Annotated in this window: 18 protein-coding genes; 5 read left to right on the top strand and 13 right to left on the bottom strand. The window is 70.5% G+C overall.

Going from position 1 to position 19041, the window contains the following annotated elements; genetic code table 11:
• Positions 1–578 precede the first annotated feature (578 nt).
• From ACIHFD_RS01535 to ACIHFD_RS01505, 7 genes are all read right to left on the bottom strand, one after another.
• The gene (locus ACIHFD_RS01535; RefSeq protein ID WP_397365101.1) at positions 579–800 is read right to left on the bottom strand and encodes a hypothetical protein; all 222 of its coding nucleotides are present in this window, start codon (positions 798–800) and stop codon (positions 579–581) included.
• 103 nt (positions 801–903) lie between these two features.
• On the bottom strand, positions 904–1575 hold the full coding sequence (locus ACIHFD_RS01530; RefSeq protein WP_318786963.1) for a DUF3159 domain-containing protein: 672 nt from the start codon (positions 1573–1575) through the stop codon (positions 904–906).
• Between the two features lie 3 nt (positions 1576–1578).
• Positions 1579–1965 carry an OB-fold nucleic acid binding domain-containing protein gene (locus ACIHFD_RS01525; RefSeq protein WP_090929309.1) on the bottom strand — a complete coding sequence of 129 codons (387 nt, stop codon included), beginning with the start codon at positions 1963–1965 and terminating at the stop codon, positions 1579–1581.
• 39 nt (positions 1966–2004) lie between these two features.
• Positions 2005–2643, bottom strand: a complete 639-nt coding sequence (locus ACIHFD_RS01520; RefSeq protein WP_397365100.1) for a DUF3710 domain-containing protein — start codon at positions 2641–2643, stop codon at positions 2005–2007.
• Positions 2644–2688: 45 nt separating this feature from the next.
• Positions 2689–3129: a dUTP diphosphatase gene (gene dut, locus ACIHFD_RS01515; RefSeq protein ID WP_355194384.1), complete on the bottom strand. Its 441-nt coding sequence runs from the start codon at positions 3127–3129 to the stop codon at positions 2689–2691.
• Positions 3126–3353 (bottom strand): hypothetical protein, encoded by a 228-nt coding sequence (locus tag ACIHFD_RS01510; protein ID WP_397365099.1) that lies wholly within the window; start codon positions 3351–3353, stop codon positions 3126–3128. Before ACIHFD_RS01510 ends, dut begins: the two co-directional genes overlap by 4 nt.
• Before the next feature lie 11 nt (positions 3354–3364).
• A complete protein-coding gene (locus tag ACIHFD_RS01505; RefSeq protein ID WP_397365098.1) occupies positions 3365–4624 on the bottom strand; it encodes an AI-2E family transporter in 1260 nt (419 codons plus the stop codon).
• 155 nt (positions 4625–4779) lie between these two features.
• Between ACIHFD_RS01505 and ACIHFD_RS01500 the strand changes: the two genes are divergently transcribed.
• On the top strand, positions 4780–6933 hold the full coding sequence (locus ACIHFD_RS01500; protein ID WP_397365097.1) for a DUF6351 family protein: 2154 nt from the start codon (positions 4780–4782) through the stop codon (positions 6931–6933).
• Here ACIHFD_RS01500 and ACIHFD_RS01495 read toward each other — a convergent pair.
• On the bottom strand, positions 6911–8143 hold the full coding sequence (locus tag ACIHFD_RS01495; RefSeq protein ID WP_363965939.1) for an MFS transporter: 1233 nt from the start codon (positions 8141–8143) through the stop codon (positions 6911–6913). The genes ACIHFD_RS01500 and ACIHFD_RS01495 overlap by 23 nt on opposite strands.
• Positions 8144–8200: 57 nt before the next feature.
• Here ACIHFD_RS01495 and ACIHFD_RS01490 point away from each other — a divergent pair, with 57 nt between their 5' ends.
• Entirely contained in the window at positions 8201–8719 is a 519-nt protein-coding gene (locus ACIHFD_RS01490) for an ArsR/SmtB family transcription factor (RefSeq protein ID WP_397365096.1), read from the top strand.
• A gap of 79 nt (positions 8720–8798) precedes the next feature.
• Here ACIHFD_RS01490 and valS read toward each other — a convergent pair whose 3' ends face one another.
• A complete protein-coding gene (valS, locus tag ACIHFD_RS01485; RefSeq protein WP_397365095.1) occupies positions 8799–11288 on the bottom strand; it encodes a valine--tRNA ligase in 2490 nt (829 codons plus the stop codon).
• Between the two features lie 108 nt (positions 11289–11396).
• Between valS and ACIHFD_RS01480 the strand changes: the two genes are divergently transcribed.
• The gene (locus ACIHFD_RS01480; RefSeq protein WP_397221382.1) at positions 11397–11681 is read left to right on the top strand and encodes a DUF4235 domain-containing protein; all 285 of its coding nucleotides are present in this window, start codon (positions 11397–11399) and stop codon (positions 11679–11681) included.
• Here the strand turns inward: ACIHFD_RS01480 and ACIHFD_RS01475 are convergent.
• The 4 genes from ACIHFD_RS01475 to paaN all read right to left on the bottom strand — a co-directional run bounded on the left by ACIHFD_RS01475 (position 11614) and on the right by paaN (position 17265).
• A complete protein-coding gene (locus ACIHFD_RS01475) occupies positions 11614–13047 on the bottom strand; it encodes a trehalose-6-phosphate synthase (protein ID WP_350722881.1) in 1434 nt (477 codons plus the stop codon). The two genes, ACIHFD_RS01480 and ACIHFD_RS01475, sit on opposite strands and share 68 nt — an antisense overlap.
• Before the next feature lie 10 nt (positions 13048–13057).
• Positions 13058–14593: an FAD-dependent monooxygenase gene (locus tag ACIHFD_RS01470; RefSeq protein WP_397365094.1), complete on the bottom strand. Its 1536-nt coding sequence runs from the start codon at positions 14591–14593 to the stop codon at positions 13058–13060.
• Positions 14590–15537, bottom strand: a complete 948-nt coding sequence (locus ACIHFD_RS01465; protein ID WP_397365093.1) for an MBL fold metallo-hydrolase — start codon at positions 15535–15537, stop codon at positions 14590–14592. Before ACIHFD_RS01465 ends, ACIHFD_RS01470 begins: the two co-directional genes overlap by 4 nt.
• An 81-nt stretch (positions 15538–15618) precedes the next feature.
• Positions 15619–17265 carry a phenylacetic acid degradation protein PaaN gene (gene paaN, locus ACIHFD_RS01460; RefSeq protein ID WP_397365092.1) on the bottom strand — a complete coding sequence of 549 codons (1647 nt, stop codon included), beginning with the start codon at positions 17263–17265 and terminating at the stop codon, positions 15619–15621.
• A 99-nt stretch (positions 17266–17364) separates the two neighbouring features.
• On the opposite strand from paaN, the gene paaI reads away from it, so the two are divergent.
• Entirely contained in the window at positions 17365–17745 is a 381-nt protein-coding gene (paaI, locus tag ACIHFD_RS01455; RefSeq protein ID WP_397365461.1) for a hydroxyphenylacetyl-CoA thioesterase PaaI, read from the top strand.
• Positions 17745–19040 (top strand): phenylacetate--CoA ligase PaaK, encoded by a 1296-nt coding sequence (gene paaK, locus ACIHFD_RS01450; RefSeq protein WP_397365091.1) that lies wholly within the window; start codon positions 17745–17747, stop codon positions 19038–19040. The genes paaI and paaK overlap by 1 nt, the downstream gene beginning before the upstream one ends.
• Position 19041: the final 1 nt, after the last annotated feature.

Below are 19041 nucleotides of genomic sequence, written 5' to 3'. Positions count from 1 at the left end.
GGCCATCCCATCGGCCCAACTGATCAGCCAGATCGTCTCCGGCGAGGTCGCGGCTTTGCCGACTCGCGTCAGGTCCAGGCGGCACTCCAGGAATCCAGCGAGGACGACGGGGAACTCGGGTAGGCGGCGCTATTCGCCGTAGAGGGGCGGCGGGGGTGGTCCAATGTCATGCGCCGGCAGCGACAGGACGCCGGCGACCCGCGGACCGTTTCCATCTGGCTGAACTCCCTACCGGCGCCCACCGCCGGGCGGCACGACGACGGCAAAGCCGCCCCTGGCGAGCGCCGGACCGGCATCCGGGTCGATTGCACGTGACCAGCGCGGCGCCACCCCTCGCGGTCCCATCCGACTCCTCGTCACAGCACCGAAGCGGTGGCCCCTGCCCGGTCCCCAGGAGCCCGGGCAGGAAGCGCGTCGTGACAGAAACCTCAGCCTCAGCGACGGCCGGCCCCTTGGGACGGCCCTCGATGGCCCACACCTCAGGGCTGCGTTCTCCCGTTAACCCAGGGTTTCCAGCCCTCTTGGCGAATCCTTCGGTGTCATCACCATGGCGGTGCCCGACAGCCAGGAACCGGCGCTCAGTCGAAGGTCACGCTGAAGCGCCTGGCGTCATCCGCGTCCATGCAGTTGACGACGACACTCATGGGCAGCACGACGGAGCCCCTGTCCAGGCTCTCGAGGAACCGTTCGCACAGAGTGTCATCCGGCCCCCTCCAGTCGTCGTCGGCGACGGCCGGCCCCGCTGCCAGGAGCAGGGCGGCGGCGGTCGTGGCCAGGGCGGTGACGGCACGTGCGTACATTGGGGCCCCCGATTGGCTCGAAGTGATCCTTCGCCAGCCTTCGTACCCGCGCAAGTGGATCAGCTCTTCTAGGAAATGATCCGGAGATCTTTACCAGGGATCGTCAGGCGGGGGCCACCGGGGGTTTGATCGGGGTGCGGCCGCGGCCCAGGACCCAGAGCATGGCGCCGAGGGCGGCCACCTGGAGCGGCCAGCCCATGGCGATCTTGGCGACACCGAGGGCGGCGACCGCCTCGTTGCCGCCTCCGAACCAGTAGACCGGCCCCTGCACGGCCACCCGGACCGCGCACGGCAGCAGGAGCAGCCAGGTCAGCCGCGTGCACAGCTTCACGATGCCCGGGTCCTTGTGCCAGGCGGTCGGGTCGCCCGTGACCGAGCCGATCAGGAAGCCCACCACCGGCCACCGGGTGACGATGGACAGCAGCATCGCCACCATGTAGCCGGCGTTCCACAGGATGCCGGGCAGGAAGTAGTCCTTCGCGTCGCCGGTGCGGCTGGCGAAGAACGCGCCGATCGCGATGCCGATCAGGCTGTTGATCACGAACTGCGGCGTGGACCGCTGCACGATCCTGACCAGCAGCAGCACCACCGCGATCGAGACGCTCACGATGAGCGACAGCTTCAGCTCCTCGGTGGTGACCCAGCACACCGTGAACGCGATCGTCGGGATCGCCGCCTCGATGATGCCGCGCACCCCGCCGAAGGCCTTGGCGAGCTGGGCTCGCACCGCCGCCTCAACGGTGTCGTGGGCGACCTCTTCCGCCTCAGCACTCACGTGTCAACTCCCTGGGCGCAGCTCGTAACGCGGATTGAACATCACCTTGCGTCCGTCCTGCATGCTGACCAGGCCCTCGGCTTTGACCGTGCGGCCGGGCTCGATGCCCGCGATCTTGCGGCGGCCGAGCCAGACCAGGTCGATCACGTCGGACCCGTCGTAGAGCTCGGCCTCGAGGGCGGGGGCGCCGCCCCTCGGACGGAGTGTCACCGTACGTAGCGTACCTGCCACGCAGAAGCGCCGACGGCCGCCACACGAGACGATGGGGGTCGCGCCGACCTCGTCGGCGTCTTCTCGCAGTTCCTGGGCCTCGATCTCGGACTGGGGTGAGGCCAGCCGACTGAAGAACCCGCGCAATCCCCCGCGTTTCGGAGGCTCTGCCGTACTCATGATGAATCAGCCTATGTGATGTCGGCGCGATGTCAGCCCTCAGCGAATCTCGCTGATTTCGGGTCCCCGTTTGAACGGGTTGAACCCGGGCCGATCGTCGCCCGTCTCGCCTGCTTGTTCGTTGGGGCGGCGCAGCGGGATGGGCTCCTCACGGGCCATCGGGTCGCCGCCCCGGACCACCACGACGTCCTTGACGAAGTCGATGTACGCCGCCGCCACGGCCTCGTCCAGCGCCGCCTTGCCGGAGATCACGGCGAGCAGGAACCAGCGGGGCCCGTCGATGCCGAGATATCGGGCGGGACGGGAGCCGTCCTCGACCTTCATCTCGCCCCTCAGCTCGCTGCCGAACGGGCCTTCCCGCTCCTCCAGATGCTGCGCCTGGGCCAGGATCTTGGTCTTGACCTCGTCCCACAGGCCCGAGCTGCGCGGTGCGGCCAGGGCCTGGAGCTGCAGCGAGCTCTCCTCGTAGAGCACGACGACACCGACGTGCTGGTCTCCGACGGAGGCCAGCCGCACGTCGAAGTCGGGATTGTGCGGCAGCCGCAGGCCGCCCAGGTCGATCCTGTCGGTCTCCGGGTGGGGCTCGTCGGCGTCCCACGGGCCGGAATCTCGCGCAAGGGCGGCAGGATCCTGCTCGACGACCTGCTCCGGCTGCTCACGACGACGACGTCGGAACACGTTCCTCACTCTCCTCGCTCGCGGGCCGTCAGCGCGGCCCGATGCTCATCGTCCTGTAGATCCGAACCCGTTGGCGCCGCGCACCGAACCCGGCAGGCTCTCCACCTCGTAGAAGGCCGCGCGCTCCACCCGCTGGACCACGAGCTGGGCCACCCGGTCGCCCCGCTGGAGGCGGAACGGCTCCTTGGCGTCGGTGTTGATCAGCGTCACCCTGATCTCGCCGCGGTAGCCCGCGTCGACCGTGCCCGGCGCGTTGACCAGCGTGACACCGTGCTTGGCGGCCAGCCCGGACCTCGGGTGGACGAACGCGGCGTAGCCGTCGGGCAGGGCGATCGCGACGCCCGTCCCGATGACGGCCCGCTCGCCGGGCAGCAACTCGACGTCCTCGGCCGCGTAGAGGTCGGCGCCCGCGTCTCCCGCGTGGGCGTAGGACGGCATCGGCAGCCCGGCGTCGAGCCGCTGGATGAGGACCTCTACGTTGCTCAAGGGTTCACCTCGTAGTCCTGGGTGTTCTGTACGGTGGCGTGCTTGGCGAAGTGTCCCATGCTCACCTCGACGAACAGCGCCGCCGCGCGGACGGGCGAACGGACCGTCGGAGGGCTGTTTCGCCCCTCAGCCTCAAGGTACGCCTTCCCGCCCGCATTGCCGTCGCACCCGGCACGCAAGTGGAGTGTCGTGCCCACGGGAGCGGAGAGGAGACAGGGAGTCACGGCTGACGAGGTTACTCGGTGTCCACCCGCCGGCCGTTCTCGCCCTGGCTTCCGGGCTCGGCGCCTCTGCCGCCGGGCTCCGCGCCGCGCGATCCGGACACGTCGTCGCGGAGAGCGGCCCCCTCGCCGCGCGGACGGGGAACCTCGCCGGGCCCTCCCCCGGCGTCCCCTGTGGGCCCCTTGTCCTCGCCGGGACCATGGCTGGGCGGTGGCAGGGCAGGTGGTTGATGCATGAGCTCGGGCAGCGCGCGGTAGATCACCGCGGCCACCGGCACGGCGACGGCGGCCCCCGCGATGCCGGCCAGGATGCCGCCGATGGCCAGCACGAGGATGATCGCCAGCGGATGGAAGTTGAGCGCCCGGCCCACGATCAGCGGCTGGAGCACGTGATTTTCCAGCTGCTGCTCGACGATGAGGATGCCGAGGAAGATCAGCGCGTAGACGAGCCCCTTGGCGCCCAGCGTGACGAGGGTGGCGACCGTGCCGGCGAAGAAGATGCCGACGATGGGGATGAAGCTGGCGAAGAAGATCAGCACGGCCAGCGGCGCCCACAGCGGCACGCCCATGCCCGCCAGCACGATGCCCATGATGAGCCCGTGCACGGCGGCCACGGCCACGGTGCCCTGCACGTAGTGGGAGAGCGTGGCCCAGGCGGCCCGCCCGGCCCGGTCCACGCGCGGCGCGACGTTGCCGAACCCCCGCAGGACCCACGACCAGATGCGCTCGCCGTCCTTGAGCAGGAAGAACGTCACGAACAGCAGCAGCACGATGGACGCGAGCACCTCGAATGCGACCGCCCCGGCCGTCAGCACGGTGCCGGTGATGGCCGTGCGCTGCGTGTTGACCATGGTGGCGATCTCGTCGACGTAGCTTGTGATCTGTGCCTCTTTGAGGTGCAGGGGGCCGGTGATCAGCCAGTCCTGCACCGATCGGGCCGTCGCCTGCACCTGCTGGACGAGGTTGGGGAACTCGTCGCTGGCCCGCGCCCCCACCAGCCACCCGGTGCCGGCGAGCACGGTCAGGGCCACCAGCATGGTGATCCAGGTGGCGTAGATGGGCCGCATGCCCGCCTGGCGCAGGCTGTTGGTCAGCGGGAACAGCAGCGCGGTCAGCAGCAGCGCGATCGCCACGGGCAGCGCCACGAACGTGAGCCGGGCGATGACGAGGGCGAAGAAGTAGACGACCACGCCGACAAGGATCAGGCACGCGCACCACGCGGCCATCTTGGCCAGCACGGGCGGCACGAGCTTGGTAGGGCGGTCGGGAAACACATATTCCAGACTGGCATGTCCGCGGCCCGGATGCGCGCCCATAAATCATGGGGCGGCTGACCACAGAGCGACGCGAAGGCCGCGCGACCAGCACAAGCCCACCTCGCCAAGGTCGGGCCTGTGCAAGGGATGGACGGCGTGTCACCGTCATGGTCATGAAGGCTGTGGTGGTCCTCGCCGTGCTCGCGTCGCTCTTGCCCGCCCCCGCGTACGCCTCCCGCGCCGATCTGGCGCTGGACGTGCTCTCCAGCCGCCCCGACCAGGTCACCGGCGGTGACGCCCTGCTCAGGGTCCGCCACCGCGAAGGCACGCGGCTCCGGGTCACGCGCGACGGCGAGGACGTCACGGCGGCCTTCAAGCAGACCGGGGACGGCCTCACGGCCCTGGTCACCGGCCTGAGGACGGGAGCGAACACGATCGTCGCCACGGCGGGCCGGGAGCGGCGGACGCTGACGTTGCGCAACCATCCCATCGAGGGGCCGGTCTTCTCGGGTCCGCACCAGTACCCGTTCCTGTGCAAGACCGAGCGCAGCGGGCTGGGCCCGCCCGCGGCGGACAACCAGGACGGCCAGGGCATGCGCGTCGCGGGCGGCTGGAGCAGGGACTGCTTCGCGCCGGCCGTCACCGACCGCCTCTACCGGTCCACGGACGGCACGTTCAAGCCCATGCCGGCGAGCGGATCCACTGGGCGGCCCGCCGACATGTCCACGACCACGCTGCCGGACGGCCGCACGGTCGACTTCGTGGTACGCAGGGAGCGCGGCGTGATCAACCGCTTCCTCTACTCCATCGCCATGGTCGAGGACGGCTGGACCGGCCGGGCGATCTACCGGTTCGACGGCGGCGTGGGGATCGGCCACGACCAGGGCACGCTCGGCGGCAACGCCCTCGACCCGTACGGGCTGGGCCAGGGCTACGCGATCATGTACTCGTCGGGGACCCGCACCTCCACCCACTACAACCTGATCCTGGGCGGCGAGACGGCCCTCATGGTCAAGGAGCGCTTCATCGAGCAGTACGGCGTCCCGCTCTACACGGTGGGCGTGGGCGGCTCGGGCGGGGCCATCCAGCAGTACATCTACGGCCAGAACCTGGGCGACCGGCTGATCGACGCCGCGATCCCGCAGTACTCCTATCCGGACATGGTCACCCAGACCATCCACGTGGGCGACTGCGAGCTGCTCGAACGCTACATGGACCGCAATCCGCGCTGGGCCCGGTGGGACGACAGGACGGCCCTCATCGGCATGAACGCCGGCGACACGGTCGCGAACCCGTACACCGGCGGACAGGGCTCCGACGAGTGCGTCAACGGCTGGCGCGGCCTGACCCCGCTGACCATGAACCCGCGGTGGACCTCGAACAACGACCCCGAGTGGCAGCGCATGGACCCGCCGGGCGTCAAGGACACCGTGCAGTGGACGCACTGGGACGACGTGCGCAACGTCTACGGCGTGGACGAGCACGGGTACGCCCGCTCGACCTGGGACAACGTGGGCGTCCAGTACGGGCTGAAGGCGCTGGCCGACGGCGTGATCACCCCGGCCGAGTTCCTGGACGTCAACGCGAAGGCGGGCTCGTGGAAGGAGGCGGCGGACATGGTCCAGGAGGGCTGCCCGTTCGTGCCGTCCGCCTGCCCGGCCGACTTCGACCCCTGGAGCGCCCGCAACGTCAACCTGGGCGACCCGGCGCCCAGGCGCGCGGGAGACCCGATCGCGATCAGGAACGTGCGGCGCAGCGGCCTGGTGTTCAGGGGCGACATCGACATCCCGATCATCGACTGGCGGCACTACCTGGAGGACCGGCTCGACATGCACGACTCGCACCAGTCGTTCGCGTCCAGGCAGCGGATGCTCGACCACGACGGCCGGGCGGGCAATCAGGTCATCTGGTTCACGGACGCGCGGCCTGACGGGCCGAAGTTCGATCAGACGCCGCAGGCGCTGCAGGTGATGGACGCCTGGATGGCCAACATCCGGAAATATCCGGCGCGCGGCGTGGTCGGCAACAGGCCGCCGGAGGCGGTGGACCGCTGCTTCGCCACGGACGGCACGCAGATCGCGGCGGGCCCGCACGTCTGGGACGGCATCCTCGACCGCCGCTCCCCCGGCGCCTGCACGCAGCGCTTCCCGATCTACTCGACGAGCCGCGTGGTGGCGGGCGGCCCGCTGGCGGGCGGCGTCTACAGGTGCCGCCTCCAACCGGTCGATCGGGCCGTCGCGAGGGGCCTGTACGGCTCTTGGCACCCGACCGAGGAGGAGCGGGCCAGGCTGAAGCAGATCTTCCCTACCGGAGTGTGCGACTACTGACGGGCAGTTCGCGCATCGAGCGCAGGGGCGAGGTGACCAGCGGCAGGAACGCCAGGCAGGCCCCGGCAGCCGCGACCAGGAGCGTGTTCCGCACCCCGATCGCCCCGCCCAGCGCGCCGCCGATCAGCCCGCCCAGCGGCAGCGTGCCCCACACCAGGAAGCGCATGGTGGCGTTCACCCGCCCGAGCAGCGGCTCGGGCGTGATGGCCTGGCGGAAGCTGAGCTGCGTGACGTTGTAGATCACCACCCCGGCCCCGACGCAGAACTCGTAGGCCACGAACAGCCCCAGCCGCCAGTCGGCCGCCATCCACGGCAGCACGAACGTCAGCGGCGCGGGCACGGCGATGCCCAGCCACATCGCCGGCCCCTGCCCGAGCCGCCTGACGACCCGGGCGTTGACCAGCGCGCCGACGATCCCGCCGAGGCCGCCCGAGGCCATGAGCAGCCCGATGGTGCCCGCGTCCAGGCCGAGCTCCCTGGCCAGGAGGAGCAGGAGCATGGGCTGGGCCACGGAGACGAAGAAGTTCGCGGTGGCGGTGCAGCCGGCGATGCGGCGCAGCAGCCGGTGCCCGAGCACGAACCGCACGCCTTCGGCGATCTCCTGGCCCAGGTTGGCCCGGCCGGGCTCCGGACGGGCCTCGTGCCTGCGGATCGTCCCCAGGCACAGCGCCGACCAGGCGAACCCGGCCACCGTGGCGACCAGCGCGAACGGCGCGGTGAGGAGGTGGATCAGGTAGCCGCCCCCGCTCGGCCCGCCGACCTGCGCCACCGTGCGGACGATCTCCAGCGTGGAGTTGCCCTCGACGAGCCGCTCGCGTTCGACCAGGCAGGGCAGGTAGCTCTGGTACGCGACGTCGAAGAACACGGTGAACACGCCCAGCACCAGCGCCACCGCGTACAGCTGGTGGATCGTCAGCACGTCCAGCCACCACGCGACCGGCACGGACGCGAGCGCCAGCGCCCTCGCCCAGTCGCTGACCACCATGACCACGCGCTTGCGCAGCCGGTCGACGAGGGCGCCGGCGGGGAGCCCGATCACCACGAACGCCAGCGTCTGGCATGCCGCCAGCAGGCCCACCTCGAACGCGGAGGCCCGCAGCGCCGACACGGCCACCAGCGGCAGCGCCAGCACCAGGAGCTGGCTGCCCGCCTGGCTGGCGACGTCGGCGAGGAACAACCGGCGGAAGTCGTGATCGCGTAACAGGCTCACCCGTCAGAGCATCCCTGACCGATTGAGAAAAATCAACCGGTTATAGGGTGGCGGTCCATGGGCACCCAACGCCGCCCCGCCACCGAGGCCGAGGCCCGCGCGCTGGCCTCGGCCGTACGGCTGCGCATCCTGCGGCTCTGTCTCGACCAGGCGCTCACCAACAAAGAGATCGCCGGCCGCCTCGACGCCAACCCCGCCACCACCCTCCACCACGTGCGCAAGCTCGTGGAGACAGGTTTCCTGTCCGCCGAGCCCAGCCGGCCGGGGCCGCGCGGCTCCACGGAGATCCCCTACCGGGCCACCGGCAAGTCGTGGGAGATGGACGTCCGCGAGAGCGGCGTGAGCGGGGGCAGCGCGGCGATGCTCGACGCGTTCCTGCAGGAGAGCGGGCTCATCGACATCGAGCGGGCCGACCTCGTCAGGCTGGGGCTCAGGCTCACCCCCGACGGGCACGCGGAGCTGCGCAGGCGACTGGAGGAGCTGTTCGACGAGTTTCGCGGGCGGCAGGCGCCGCCGGACGGGCAGGCGTACTCGATCTTCCTGGCCATGCACCGCGACGTCACCCGGGACCCCTGAGGACCCCTGAGGACCCCTGAACGCACGGACGCCGGGCGCCCCGCAGAGGGGGGCGGCCCGGCGTCCTGCCATCCGGACGTCAGCCCAGGTGGACCTCGACTTTCAGCTCGTCACCATACTCCAAGACGAACTCCTCCACAGTGCCTGCGGCACAAAGGTCGTCCTGAGCTTGGCGGACAAGCCCGACTTCGGGCGCCCAAACGGTCAGCCTGGAGACCTCGGCCCGCATCGACTGCTTGGCCTCGGACTTGGCCTTGCGCACCTGACCGAGCACCTCGGAGGCCACGGCCAGCACGGCCGGGTCGCCGGCCCCGCGCGAGAGAGCGGGCCACGGGGCCCGGTGCACCGACCCCTCGCGCCACCACGACCACACCTCTTCGGTCACGAAGGGCAGGAACGGCGCGAACAGCCGCAGCAGCACGTCGAGCGCCTGCCGCAGCGCCGCGTGGGCGGAGGCGGCGGCCGGACCGGACTCGTAGGCCCTGGCCTTGACCAGCTCCAGGTAGTCGTCGCAGAACGCCCAGAAGAAGCGCTCGACGGCCTCCAGCGCCCTGGTGTGGTCGTAGGCCTCGAACGCCTGGCCGGCCTCGCGCACGGCGTCGGACAGGCCCGCGAGCATCGACAGGTCGAGCGGCTCGGTGACCGTGTTTGATCCTGGCCCGTCGTTCATAGCCAGGCCGAGGACGAACTTGGACGCGTTGAGGATCTTGATCGCGAGCCGCCGCCCGATCTTGAGCTGCCCGGCGTCGAACGCGGTGTCCACGCCGTAGCGGCCGTTGGCCGCCCAGTAGCGCACCGCGTCGGAGCCGTGCTGCTTCAGCAGGTCGAGCGGGGTGACCACGTTGCCCTTGGACTTGGACATCTTCTTGCGGTCGGGGTCGAGGATCCAGCCCGAGATCGCGACGTCGCTCCACGGCAGCCGGCCGAACTCGTAGTGCGACCTGACCACGGTCGAGAACAGCCAGGTGCGGATGATCTCGTGCGCCTGCGGCCGCAGGTCGGCCGGGTAGACCCGCTTGAACAGGTCGTCGTCGGTCTCCCAGCGGCCCGCGATCTGCGGCGTCAGCGACGAGGTGGCCCAGGTGTCCATCACGTCGGGGTCGGCCATGAACCCCCCGGGCACGCCGCGCTGGTCCTCGGTGTAGCCGGGCGGCACGTCGGAGGACGGGTCGACCGGCAGCATGTCCTCCGTGGGCACGATCGGCGCGTCGTGGACGGGCTGCCCCGACTCGTCGATCGGATACCACACCGGGAACGGCACGCCGAAGAAGCGCTGGCGCGAGATCAGCCAGTCGCTGGTGAGCCCCTCGACCCAGTTGTCGTAGCGCACGCGCATGTGCGGCGGGTGCCACGTCAGCTCACGCCCGCGCCCCAGCAGCCGATCACGCAGCTCCTCGTCGCGCCCGCCGTTGCGGATGTACCACTGACGGGTGGTGACGATCTCGAGCGGCCGGTCGCCCTTCTCGTAGAACTTGACCGTGCGCGAGACGGGCCTCGGCTCGCCCTCGAGGTCGCCGGACTCCCGCAGCAGCTCCACGATCCGCTCGCGGGCGCTGTGCACGGTCTTTCCGGCCAGCTCCTTGTACGGCTCCGCGTCCACGCCCTCCGGCGGCTCGGCCAGCAGCCGCCCGTCCCAGCCGATGATCGGCCGGGTCTCCAGGTGCAGCTCCCGCCACCAGATGACGTCGGTGATGTCGCCGAACGTGCAGATCATGGCGATGCCGGTGCCCTTGTCGGGCTCGGCCAGCCGGTGGGCCAGCACCGGCACCTCCACCCCGAACAGCGGCGTCAGCACCGACGTGCCGAACAGCGGCTGGTAGCGCTCGTCGTCGGGGTGGGCGACCAGCGCCACGCACGCCGGGATCAGCTCGGGCCTGGTCGTCTCGATGAAGACCGGGCCCTTCTCGCCGTAGAACGAGATCTTGTGGAACGCGCCGGGCCACTCCCGGTCCTCCAGCTCGGCCTGGGCGACGGCGGTGCGGAAGGTGACGTCCCACAGCGTCGGCGCCTCGGCGAGGTAGGCCTCGCCGCGCAGCAGGTTGCGCAGGAAGGCACGCTGCGAGACCGCCTGCGCCTCGTCGCTGATCGTGGTGTAGAGCAGCGACCAGTCGACCGACAGGCCGACCCGCCGCCAGACCTCCTCGAACGCCTGCTCGTCGAGGGCGGTCAGCTTGTGGCACAGCTCCACGAAGTTACGCCGCGAGATGGCGATCTCACGTTTGCCGGGCTTGTCCGGTGGCACGAAGTCAGGGTCATAGGGCAGCGACGGGTCGCAGCGCACGCCGTAGACGTTCTGCACCCGGCGCTCGGTGGGCAGCCCGTTGTCGTCCCAGCCGATCGGGTAGAACACCGACTTGCCGATCATCCGCTGGTAGCGGGCCATGATGTCGGTGTGGGTGAAGGAGAAGACATGACCGACGTGCAGCGAGCCGGACACGGTCGGCGGCGGCGTGTCGATGGCATAAACCTGCTCGCGCGGCGCGGACCGGTCGAAACGGTAGGTGCCCTCGTCCTCCCAGCGAGCTACCCATACCTGCTCCAAGCCGTCGAGGGTCGGCTTTTCCGGCATGGATGCATGGCGTAGTCGCTGTTGAGTCATGCCTCCATATGGTACGGCTTCGCAGGCCCGGCAAGCGGTGCAGACTAGTCTTCGTTACAGAGGGGAAGGGAGATCGACATGGCGGAGGACAAGCCCGATGTCGCCTGGCGTGTGATCGGCGGCCTGGTCGGTCTGGCCACCGGCTGGGCGGCAAGGAAGATCCTCGGGTTCGTCTGGGTGAAGGCGACCGGGAAGGAACCGCCGCTCGACACAGACTCGCCCGAGGTCAGCATGGGGGAGGCGATCGGCTACGCCGTGCTCATGGGCGTCGGCATGTCGGTGGCGCAGATCGTGGTCAACCGGACCGCCAAGAAGCGTTACGACGCGTGGAAGTCTGTGAAGCAGGTGACTCAAGGGCAGTGAGAAACTCGTTGGCCCAGCGGTCCACGTCGTAGGTGGCTACCCGGCGGCGCATCGTGCGCATCCGCCGGGCCAGCTCGTGCGGCGTGGCCCGCATCGCGGCCACCATCTGCCGCTTGACGTCCTCCACGTCGTACGGGTTGACCAGGTAGGCCTGGCGCAGCTCGTCGGCCGCCCCGGCGAACTCGCTGAGCACCAGCGCGCCGTGCAGGTCGTGGTGGCAGGAGACATACTCCTTGGCGACCAGGTTCATCCCGTCCCGCAGCGGGGTCACGACCATGACGTCGGCGGCCAGGTAGAGGGCGGCCAGCTCGGCGTGGTCGTACGACTGGTGGAAATACTGGACCGGCTGGTAGCCGAGCTGCGCGTGCTCGCCGTTGATCCGCCCGACCTGCAGCTCGATGTCGTCGCGCAGCCGCTTGTACTCCTCCACCCGCTCCCTGCTGGGCGTGGCGATCTGCACGAACACGGCCTCGTTCGCCTTCAGCCGCCCGTCCTTGAGCAGCTCGCCGAACGCCTCCAGCCGCTGCCCGATGCCCTTGGTGTAGTCGAGCCGGTCGACGCCGAGCAGCACATGCTCGGGATCGCCCAGCTCCGCCCTGACCTCCTTGGCCCGCGCCATGATCTGCGGGTCGCGCACCAGCGAGTCGAGCTGCCCGAAGTCCACCGAGATGGGGAACGCCTGCGTGGTCACCACCCGGTCGTCGAGGAAGATCTCGTTCCCCTTGTACGGCAGCCCGAGCAGCCTGCGGCACAGCCGCCGGAAGTTGGAGGCCCCGCCGGGCAGCTGGAAGCCCACCAGGTCGGCCCCGAGCAGCCCTTCGACGAGGTCCTTGCGCCACGGCAGCCGCCAGAACAGCTCGGTCGGCGGGAACGGGATGTGCAGGAAGAACCCGATCCGCAGGTCCGGCCTGAGCCTGCGCAGCATGGCCGGGACGAGCTGGAGCTGGTAGTCCTGCACCCAGACCACCGCGCCCTTCTCGGCGGCGTCGGCGGCGGCGTTGGCGAAGCGCTCGTTGACGGCGCGGTAGGTGTCCCACATCGCCCGGTCGAACACCGGCGGCGCCACCACGTCGTGGTAGAGCGGCCAGAGGGTGGCGTTGGAGAAGCCCTCGTAGTACAGCTCCACCTCACCGGCCGACAGGGGGATCGGGATGAGGTTCATGCCGTCCTGCTCGAACGGCTCCAGCTTCTCGTCGGGGGCTCCGTGCCAGCCGAGCCAGGCTCCGTGCCGGCGCTTCATCACCGGTGCGATCGCGGTCACGAGGCCACCAGGGCTCCTGCGCCACGAGGCCGTTCCGTCAGGCTCGAGCATCCGATCCACCGGCAACCGGTTCGCGACGATCAGAAACGAGCTACGGCCAGTCACGCAGTTCCTCCTATTGTTCGCCGAGCACGCGGCGGACGGCGTCCGCCACCGAGTCGGGACCCGCATGGGGGATGATTGCGGCGATGTGGGAGTCGGGCCTGATGAGCCATGCCTCATCCGGTCCGGCGCCGAGCCTTTCAGCGAGCGAGCCGGTCCCATCCATCTCCGCGAGCCCGCGCACGGCGAGCGGCGCCGTAATGACCTTGCCCAAGACCTGCGCAAACAAACGCGAATCGCACATATCACCCAACAACACGAGAAAACCGTCACGACAGAACTCCCGCAACCTGCCGCCCGAAAGTCCCACGTCCGGAAGGATCACGCCGGGCGCCGGAACGCACAGCGCGCCCTTGGGCGGCCTGCCCCCGAACGGCCGCGTCGCCTCGGGGGTGGTCAGCGGCGAGTCCACGTACCAGAACGGCTCCGCGAACCGGCCCGAGTCCACCTCCGCCACCAGCCCGCCCTCCAGCACGGCCCGCCTGCGCATGCGCTCCGCCACGGTCCTGGGGGCGAGGAAGCGCATCGTGGCGGCGGTGATCTCGAGGTTCTCCCGCGCGGCCGCGTGCCGCTCGGCGTGGTACGACTCCAGCAGCCCCTCCCCCGCCCAGCCGTTGAGCACGAAGGCCAGCTTCCAGGCCGCGTTCTCGGCGTCGGGCACGCCGGAGTTGAGCCCTCTGGCGCCGAACGGGGCCACCAGGTGGGCGCTGTCGCCGGCCAGCAGGACCCGGCCGACGCGCATGCGGGAGGCGATGCGGGAGTGGAAGCGGTACGTGCTGTGCCAGAGCAGGTCATAGGGCCGGCCGCCGATGATCTGCCCAATTTTTCTGGAAATGTCGGCTTTTGTTGGGATGAAGTCGGGCGCGATCTGCCAGTCGATCCGGAACGTGCCGCCCGGGCAGGGATGGATCAGGACCTGGCGGCCCGGGTTCCACAGCGGGTCGAAGTAGAAGCGGCGCTCGTTCTCCCAGCCGGGCAGGTCGGCCCTGATGTCGCAGATGAGGAACTGGTCGTCGAACGTCTCCCCGTCGAACGAGACGCCGAGCGCCTGGCGTACCTGCTGGGCCCTGGCGCCCGCGCAGACCAGCGCGTAGGACGCGCGCAGCGACCGCTGACCGCAGCGGACCGTCACCCCCGAGGGGTCCTGGTCGAGGCCGGTGACCTCGTGGTCCCAGCGCACCTCGATGAGCGGCTGCGCCGCGATCGCCTCGTCCAGGATCTGCTCGGTGCGGGTCTGGGAGATGTTCACGCACGCCGGCAGCGGGCCCTCGCGCTCGAACGACCAGGAGAACAGCTCGCGGTCGCGGTAGTAGGTGCGGGCGGTGGTCCAGGCCAGGCCCTCCTCGGCGATCTTGCCCGCGCCGGCGGCGGCCCAGATGTCGAGCACGTCGCGCTGCTGGCAGATGGACTTCGACCCGGTGGAGTCGCGCCCGGCCCGCCGGTCGAGCAGCAGCACCTGGATGCCCCAGCGGGCCAGCAGCAGCGCGGCGCTCTGCCCGACCGGCCCCGCCCCGACCACGATGACCTGCGCACTGGCTGGGGCGTTCATGACTGGAGCTGGTCCCAGACTTCGCGGTCGCGCTCGGCGGTCCAGATGCGCGGGCGCTCGACGCCGTGCAGCTCGTCCCAGAGCCTGGAGACGTTGAACGGCAGGCAGTGCTCGAAGATCGGCCAGGACCCGTACCGGGGCGCCAGCGCCCGGTGCGTGCGCTCGAACGCCTCCTTGAGCGAGCCCGCCGCGCCGACCTCGCGCAGCATCACGGCGAGGAAGTCACGCGTCTGCGCGATGGCCGCGTCCACCCCCTGCCGGCCGCGCGCCACCGCGCCCCTGCCCCCGACCAGCGTCTCCGCCCCGAACGACGCGACCCTGTCGAGCGTCGCGGCGGACCAGTCGAGGTGGAAGGCGTCGCCGGTGTAGAGGGCGGCCTGGGACTCGACGAGGTCGCCGGCGAACATGATCCGTCGCTTCGGCAGCCAGGCCACCAGGTCGCCCTCGGTGTGGCCGCGCCCGCAGTGGGCCAGCACCAGGTCGCCCCGGTCGCCGCCCAGGTCGATGGTGAACGTGTCGCTGAACGTCGCCGTCGGCCACGTCAGGCCCGGGATCGACCCGGGCTCCTTGAACAGGCGGGGCATCCTGGCGTACTCGCTGGCCCAGTCCTGCTCGCCGCGCTCGGCGATCAGCTCGCGGGTCTTGTCGTGCGTCACGATCACGTCCGCGCCGAACGCCGACGCGCCCAGCACCCGGACGGCGTGGTAGTGCGACAGCACCAGGTACCTGATCGGCTTGTCGGTGTGCTCCCGCAGCCTGGCCAGCCATTCGCGGGCGGCCACGGGCGTGGCGAGCGCCTCGAAGCAGACGAGGAAGTCCTCGGCCTCGATGGCGCCCACGTTCGGATCGCCTTCTGCCGTGAGCGCGTACACGCCCTCGGCCAGCACCTCCAGGGACTGCCTCTTCTCGCCGAGATCGGCCGACGAGGCGAACGGTCTGGCCATCACCACTCCTCCCGCGACGCGGTCAGCACCCGCCAGGACCCCTTCCCCCTCCGACGGCCCCTCTCCCAACGCCGCCCCACGTCACGCCGGGCGCCTGGTCTGGACGATGTGGAAGCGGCCCGCCACGTAGCCCGGGTCCGTGAGCGAGGCCGTGGCGGCCGGGTTGGCGCCCGTGCCGTGGTAGTCGCTGAACGCCGCCGACTGGTTGACGAAGACGCCGCCCGTCAGGTTGCACGACAGGTTCACCCCCGCGTCGAGGGCGGCCCGTTCGGCCTGGTCGAGCACCTCGTCGGAGGTGGAGTAGGCGGCGGCCGTGAGCGCCCCGCGGGCCTTGATCGTGCGGCGCAGCACCTCCAGGCTCTCCTGCGTCGACCCCGTCGGGATGACGAACGCGATCGGCCCGAAATGCTCCCGCCCGTAGACGTCGGAGTCGTCCGGCGAGACCTTCACGATCACCGGCGTCCGCACCACCGCGTCCGGGAACCCCGGATGCTTCACCGCGCGCGACTCCAGCACCACCTCGCCCAGCGACGGCGCCGCCTCCACCCGGGCCAGCACGTCGGGGTTGACGATGGCCCCGGTCAGCTCCACCGCGCGGGCGTCGTCTCCGAGCAGCCTGCCGACGGCGCCCGCCAGCCCGGCGCAGACCTCGTCGAAGCTCTTGTGGCCCTCGTCCGTCTCGATCCCGCCGGCCGGCACGAGGAGGTTCTGCGGCGCCGTGCACATCTGGCCGCTGTAGAGCGACAGCGAGAACGCCAGGTTGCCCAGCATGCCGCGCCAGGAGTCGGTCGAGTCGACGACGATCGTGTTGACCCCCGCCTTCTCGGTGTGCACGAGCGCCTGCCGCGCGTTGCGCTCCAGCCAGTCGCCGAACTCCGTGGAGCCGGTGAAGTCGACGATGCGGACGTCGGGGTGGGTGGCGAGCGTCCTGGCCAGCCCCTGCCCCTCCTCCACCGCGAGCGAGACCAGCCCGGGGTCGAAGCCCGCCTCGGCCAGCACCTCGCGGGCGATCCGCACGGTGATGGCGAGCGGCAGGACCGCGCGCGGATGTGGCTTGACGATCACCGGGTTGCCGGTGACGAGCGAGGCGAACAGCCCCGGGTACGCGTTCCAGGTCGGGAACGTGTTGCAGCCGATCACCAGCGCGACGCCCCGGGGCACGACCGTGAAGCGCTTGTCCATGACCAGCGGCTCGCCCTTGGCCGGCTTCTCCCAGCGGGCGCTCGCGGCCGAGGAGGTCATGGCCGCGTAGCCGTAGGCGACGGCCTCGAGCGCGCGGTCCTGCGCGTGCGGCCCGCCCGCCTGGAAGGCCATCACGAACGCCTGCCCGGTCGTGTACTGCACCGCATTGGCCAGCTCGAAGCTGCGCCGGTTGATCCGGTCGACGATCTCGACGCAGGCCAGCGCGCGGGCCTCGGGCCCGGCGTCGCGCCAGGCGGGCAGCGCCGCCCGGGCCGCGGCGATCAGGTCGTCCACGAGCGGCTGCGGGTAGGTGACGCCGAGGTCGATGCCGTACGGGGAGCGCTCGGCGCCGATCCAGGACCCGGTGCCCGGCTGGTCGAGGGGGAACGGCCTGCCGAGGTAGGACTCGAACGCCTCCTTGCCCCGCTCGGCCGCCCCCTCGCCGTAGACGCGCGGGCTCGGCGACTCGGGATAGGCGCTCCAGTATCCCCGCTCGGCGATGGCCGACAGCGCCTTCTCCAGAGTCTCGCGGTGCTGCTCGAACATGGTGTTCATCCTCTTGACAGGGATGGTCCGGACGGTGAAGTGTTTACCGAACATTCGGTCAGTTGACAAGGGAGACCTGCGTTGGAGAGCGCGCGTCGCATGATGGACGCCGACACCGCCTCCGCCGCCCTGGGCATCGAGCTGACGGAGCTCGGCGAGGGCCGGGCGGTGTGCCGCATGACCGTGACCGACCAGATGATCAACGGGCACGACCTGTGTCACGGCGGCTACGTGTTCCTGCTGGCCGACACCGCGTTCGCGTGCGCCTGCAACAGCCACGGCCCGGTGACGGTGGCGGCGGGCGCGGAGATCACGTTCGTCTCCCCGGCCCACGCGGGCGACGTGCTGGTGGCCGAGGCCGCCGAGCGCACCCGCTACGGCCGCAGCGGCATCTACGACATCACGGTGCGCGGAGCGGCCGGCCGGGTGGTCGCCGAGTTCCGCGGCCGCAGCAGAGAACTGGGACAGGTGGAGGGCTGATGAGACTCGGCGATCCCCCCGCGCCGGAAGATCTCGATCCCATCGAGCGGGCGTCCCGCGACGAGCTCATGTCGATCCAGTTGGAGCGGCTCCAGCGGACACTCACCCACGCCTACCAACATGTCCCGATTTATCGGCAAAAATTCGACCAGGCGGGCGTGCATCCGAGCGACTGCAAAGAGCTCGCCGACCTGGCGAGGTTCCCCTTCACCACCAAGCAGGACCTGCGCGACACCTACCCGTTCGGCATGTTCGCCGTCCCGCGCGAGCAGGTGGCCAGGATCCACGCCTCCAGCGGCACCACGGGCGCGCCCACCGTGGTCGGCTACACCAGGCACGACCTCGACGTCTGGGCGGACGTCATGGCCCGCTCGATCCGCGCCTCCGGCGGCCGGCTGGGCGACATCGTGCACGTGGCCTACGGGTACGGCCTGTTCACCGGCGGGCTGGGCGCCCACTACGGGGCCGAGCGGCTGGGCTGCACGGTGGTGCCGGTCTCCGGCGGCATGACGCCCCGGCAGGTCCGGCTCATCACCGACCTGCGGCCCGACATCGTCATGGTCACGCCGTCGTACATGCTGGCCCTGCTGGACGAGTTCGAACGGCAGGGCCTGGACCCCCGCGCGTCCTCCCCGCGGATCGGGATCTTCGGCGCCGAGCCCTGGACCGAGCGCATGCGCGCGGAGCTCGAGGACCGCTTCGACCTGCACGCCGTGGACATCTACGGCCTGTCGGAGGTGATCGGCCCCGGCGTCGCGAACGAGTGCGTCGAGACCAAGGACGGCCTGCACATCTGGGAGGACCACTTCTACCCGGAGACCGTCGATCCCCTCACCGGGGAGCCCGCGCAGGCGGGCGAGCTGGTCTTCACCAGCCTCACCAAGGAGGCCATGCCGGTCATCCGCTACCGCACCGGCGACCTGACCAGGCTGCTGCCGGGCACCGCCAGGCCCGCGTTCCGGCGCATGGAGAAGGTGACGGGCCGCACCGACGACATGATCGTCCTGCGCGGCGTGAACGTGTTCCCGACCCAGATCGAGGAGCTGGTGCTGCGCGTGGAGGGCCTGTCACCGCACTTCCAGCTCCACCTGACCCGCCCGGGGCGGCTCGACGTGATGACGGTCAGGGTCGAGGCCCGCCCGGGCCTCGCGAGCCGTGGAGAGGCCGGTGAGGCGCTGCGCCGGGCCGTCAAGGACACCGTGGGCGTGAGCGTGGAGGTCGAGGTGGTGGATCCGGAGACGCTGGAGCGCTCGGTCGGCAAGCTCAAACGAGTCATCGACAAGCGGGATAATTAAG

It is taken from the genome of Nonomuraea sp. NPDC051941 (genome assembly GCF_044593615.1).
Note: the sequence above shows the minus strand (reverse complement) of the source record. Positions and strands in the feature narration are given on the sequence as shown.

Excerpts from the sequence above, each read along its gene's own strand:
- ACIHFD_RS01535 (WP_397365101.1), bottom strand. The coding sequence starts at position 800 with ATGTACGCACGTGCCGTCACCGCCCTGGCCACGACCGCCGCCGCCCTG.
- ACIHFD_RS01525 (WP_090929309.1), bottom strand. The coding sequence starts at position 1,965 with ATGAGTACGGCAGAGCCTCCGAAACGCGGGGGATTGCGCGGGTTCTTC.
- ACIHFD_RS01500 (WP_397365097.1), top strand. The coding sequence starts at position 4,780 with ATGAAGGCTGTGGTGGTCCTCGCCGTGCTCGCGTCGCTCTTGCCCGCC.
- ACIHFD_RS01490 (WP_397365096.1), top strand. The coding sequence starts at position 8,201 with ATGGGCACCCAACGCCGCCCCGCCACCGAGGCCGAGGCCCGCGCGCTG.
- valS (WP_397365095.1), bottom strand. The coding sequence starts at position 11,288 with ATGCCGGAAAAGCCGACCCTCGACGGCTTGGAGCAGGTATGGGTAGCT.
- ACIHFD_RS01480 (WP_397221382.1), top strand. The coding sequence starts at position 11,397 with ATGGCGGAGGACAAGCCCGATGTCGCCTGGCGTGTGATCGGCGGCCTG.
- ACIHFD_RS01470 (WP_397365094.1), bottom strand. The coding sequence starts at position 14,593 with ATGAACGCCCCAGCCAGTGCGCAGGTCATCGTGGTCGGGGCGGGGCCG.
- ACIHFD_RS01465 (WP_397365093.1), bottom strand. The coding sequence starts at position 15,537 with ATGGCCAGACCGTTCGCCTCGTCGGCCGATCTCGGCGAGAAGAGGCAG.
- paaN (WP_397365092.1), bottom strand. The coding sequence starts at position 17,265 with ATGTTCGAGCAGCACCGCGAGACTCTGGAGAAGGCGCTGTCGGCCATC.
- paaI (WP_397365461.1), top strand. The coding sequence starts at position 17,365 with ATGATGGACGCCGACACCGCCTCCGCCGCCCTGGGCATCGAGCTGACG.
- paaK (WP_397365091.1), top strand. The coding sequence starts at position 17,745 with ATGAGACTCGGCGATCCCCCCGCGCCGGAAGATCTCGATCCCATCGAG.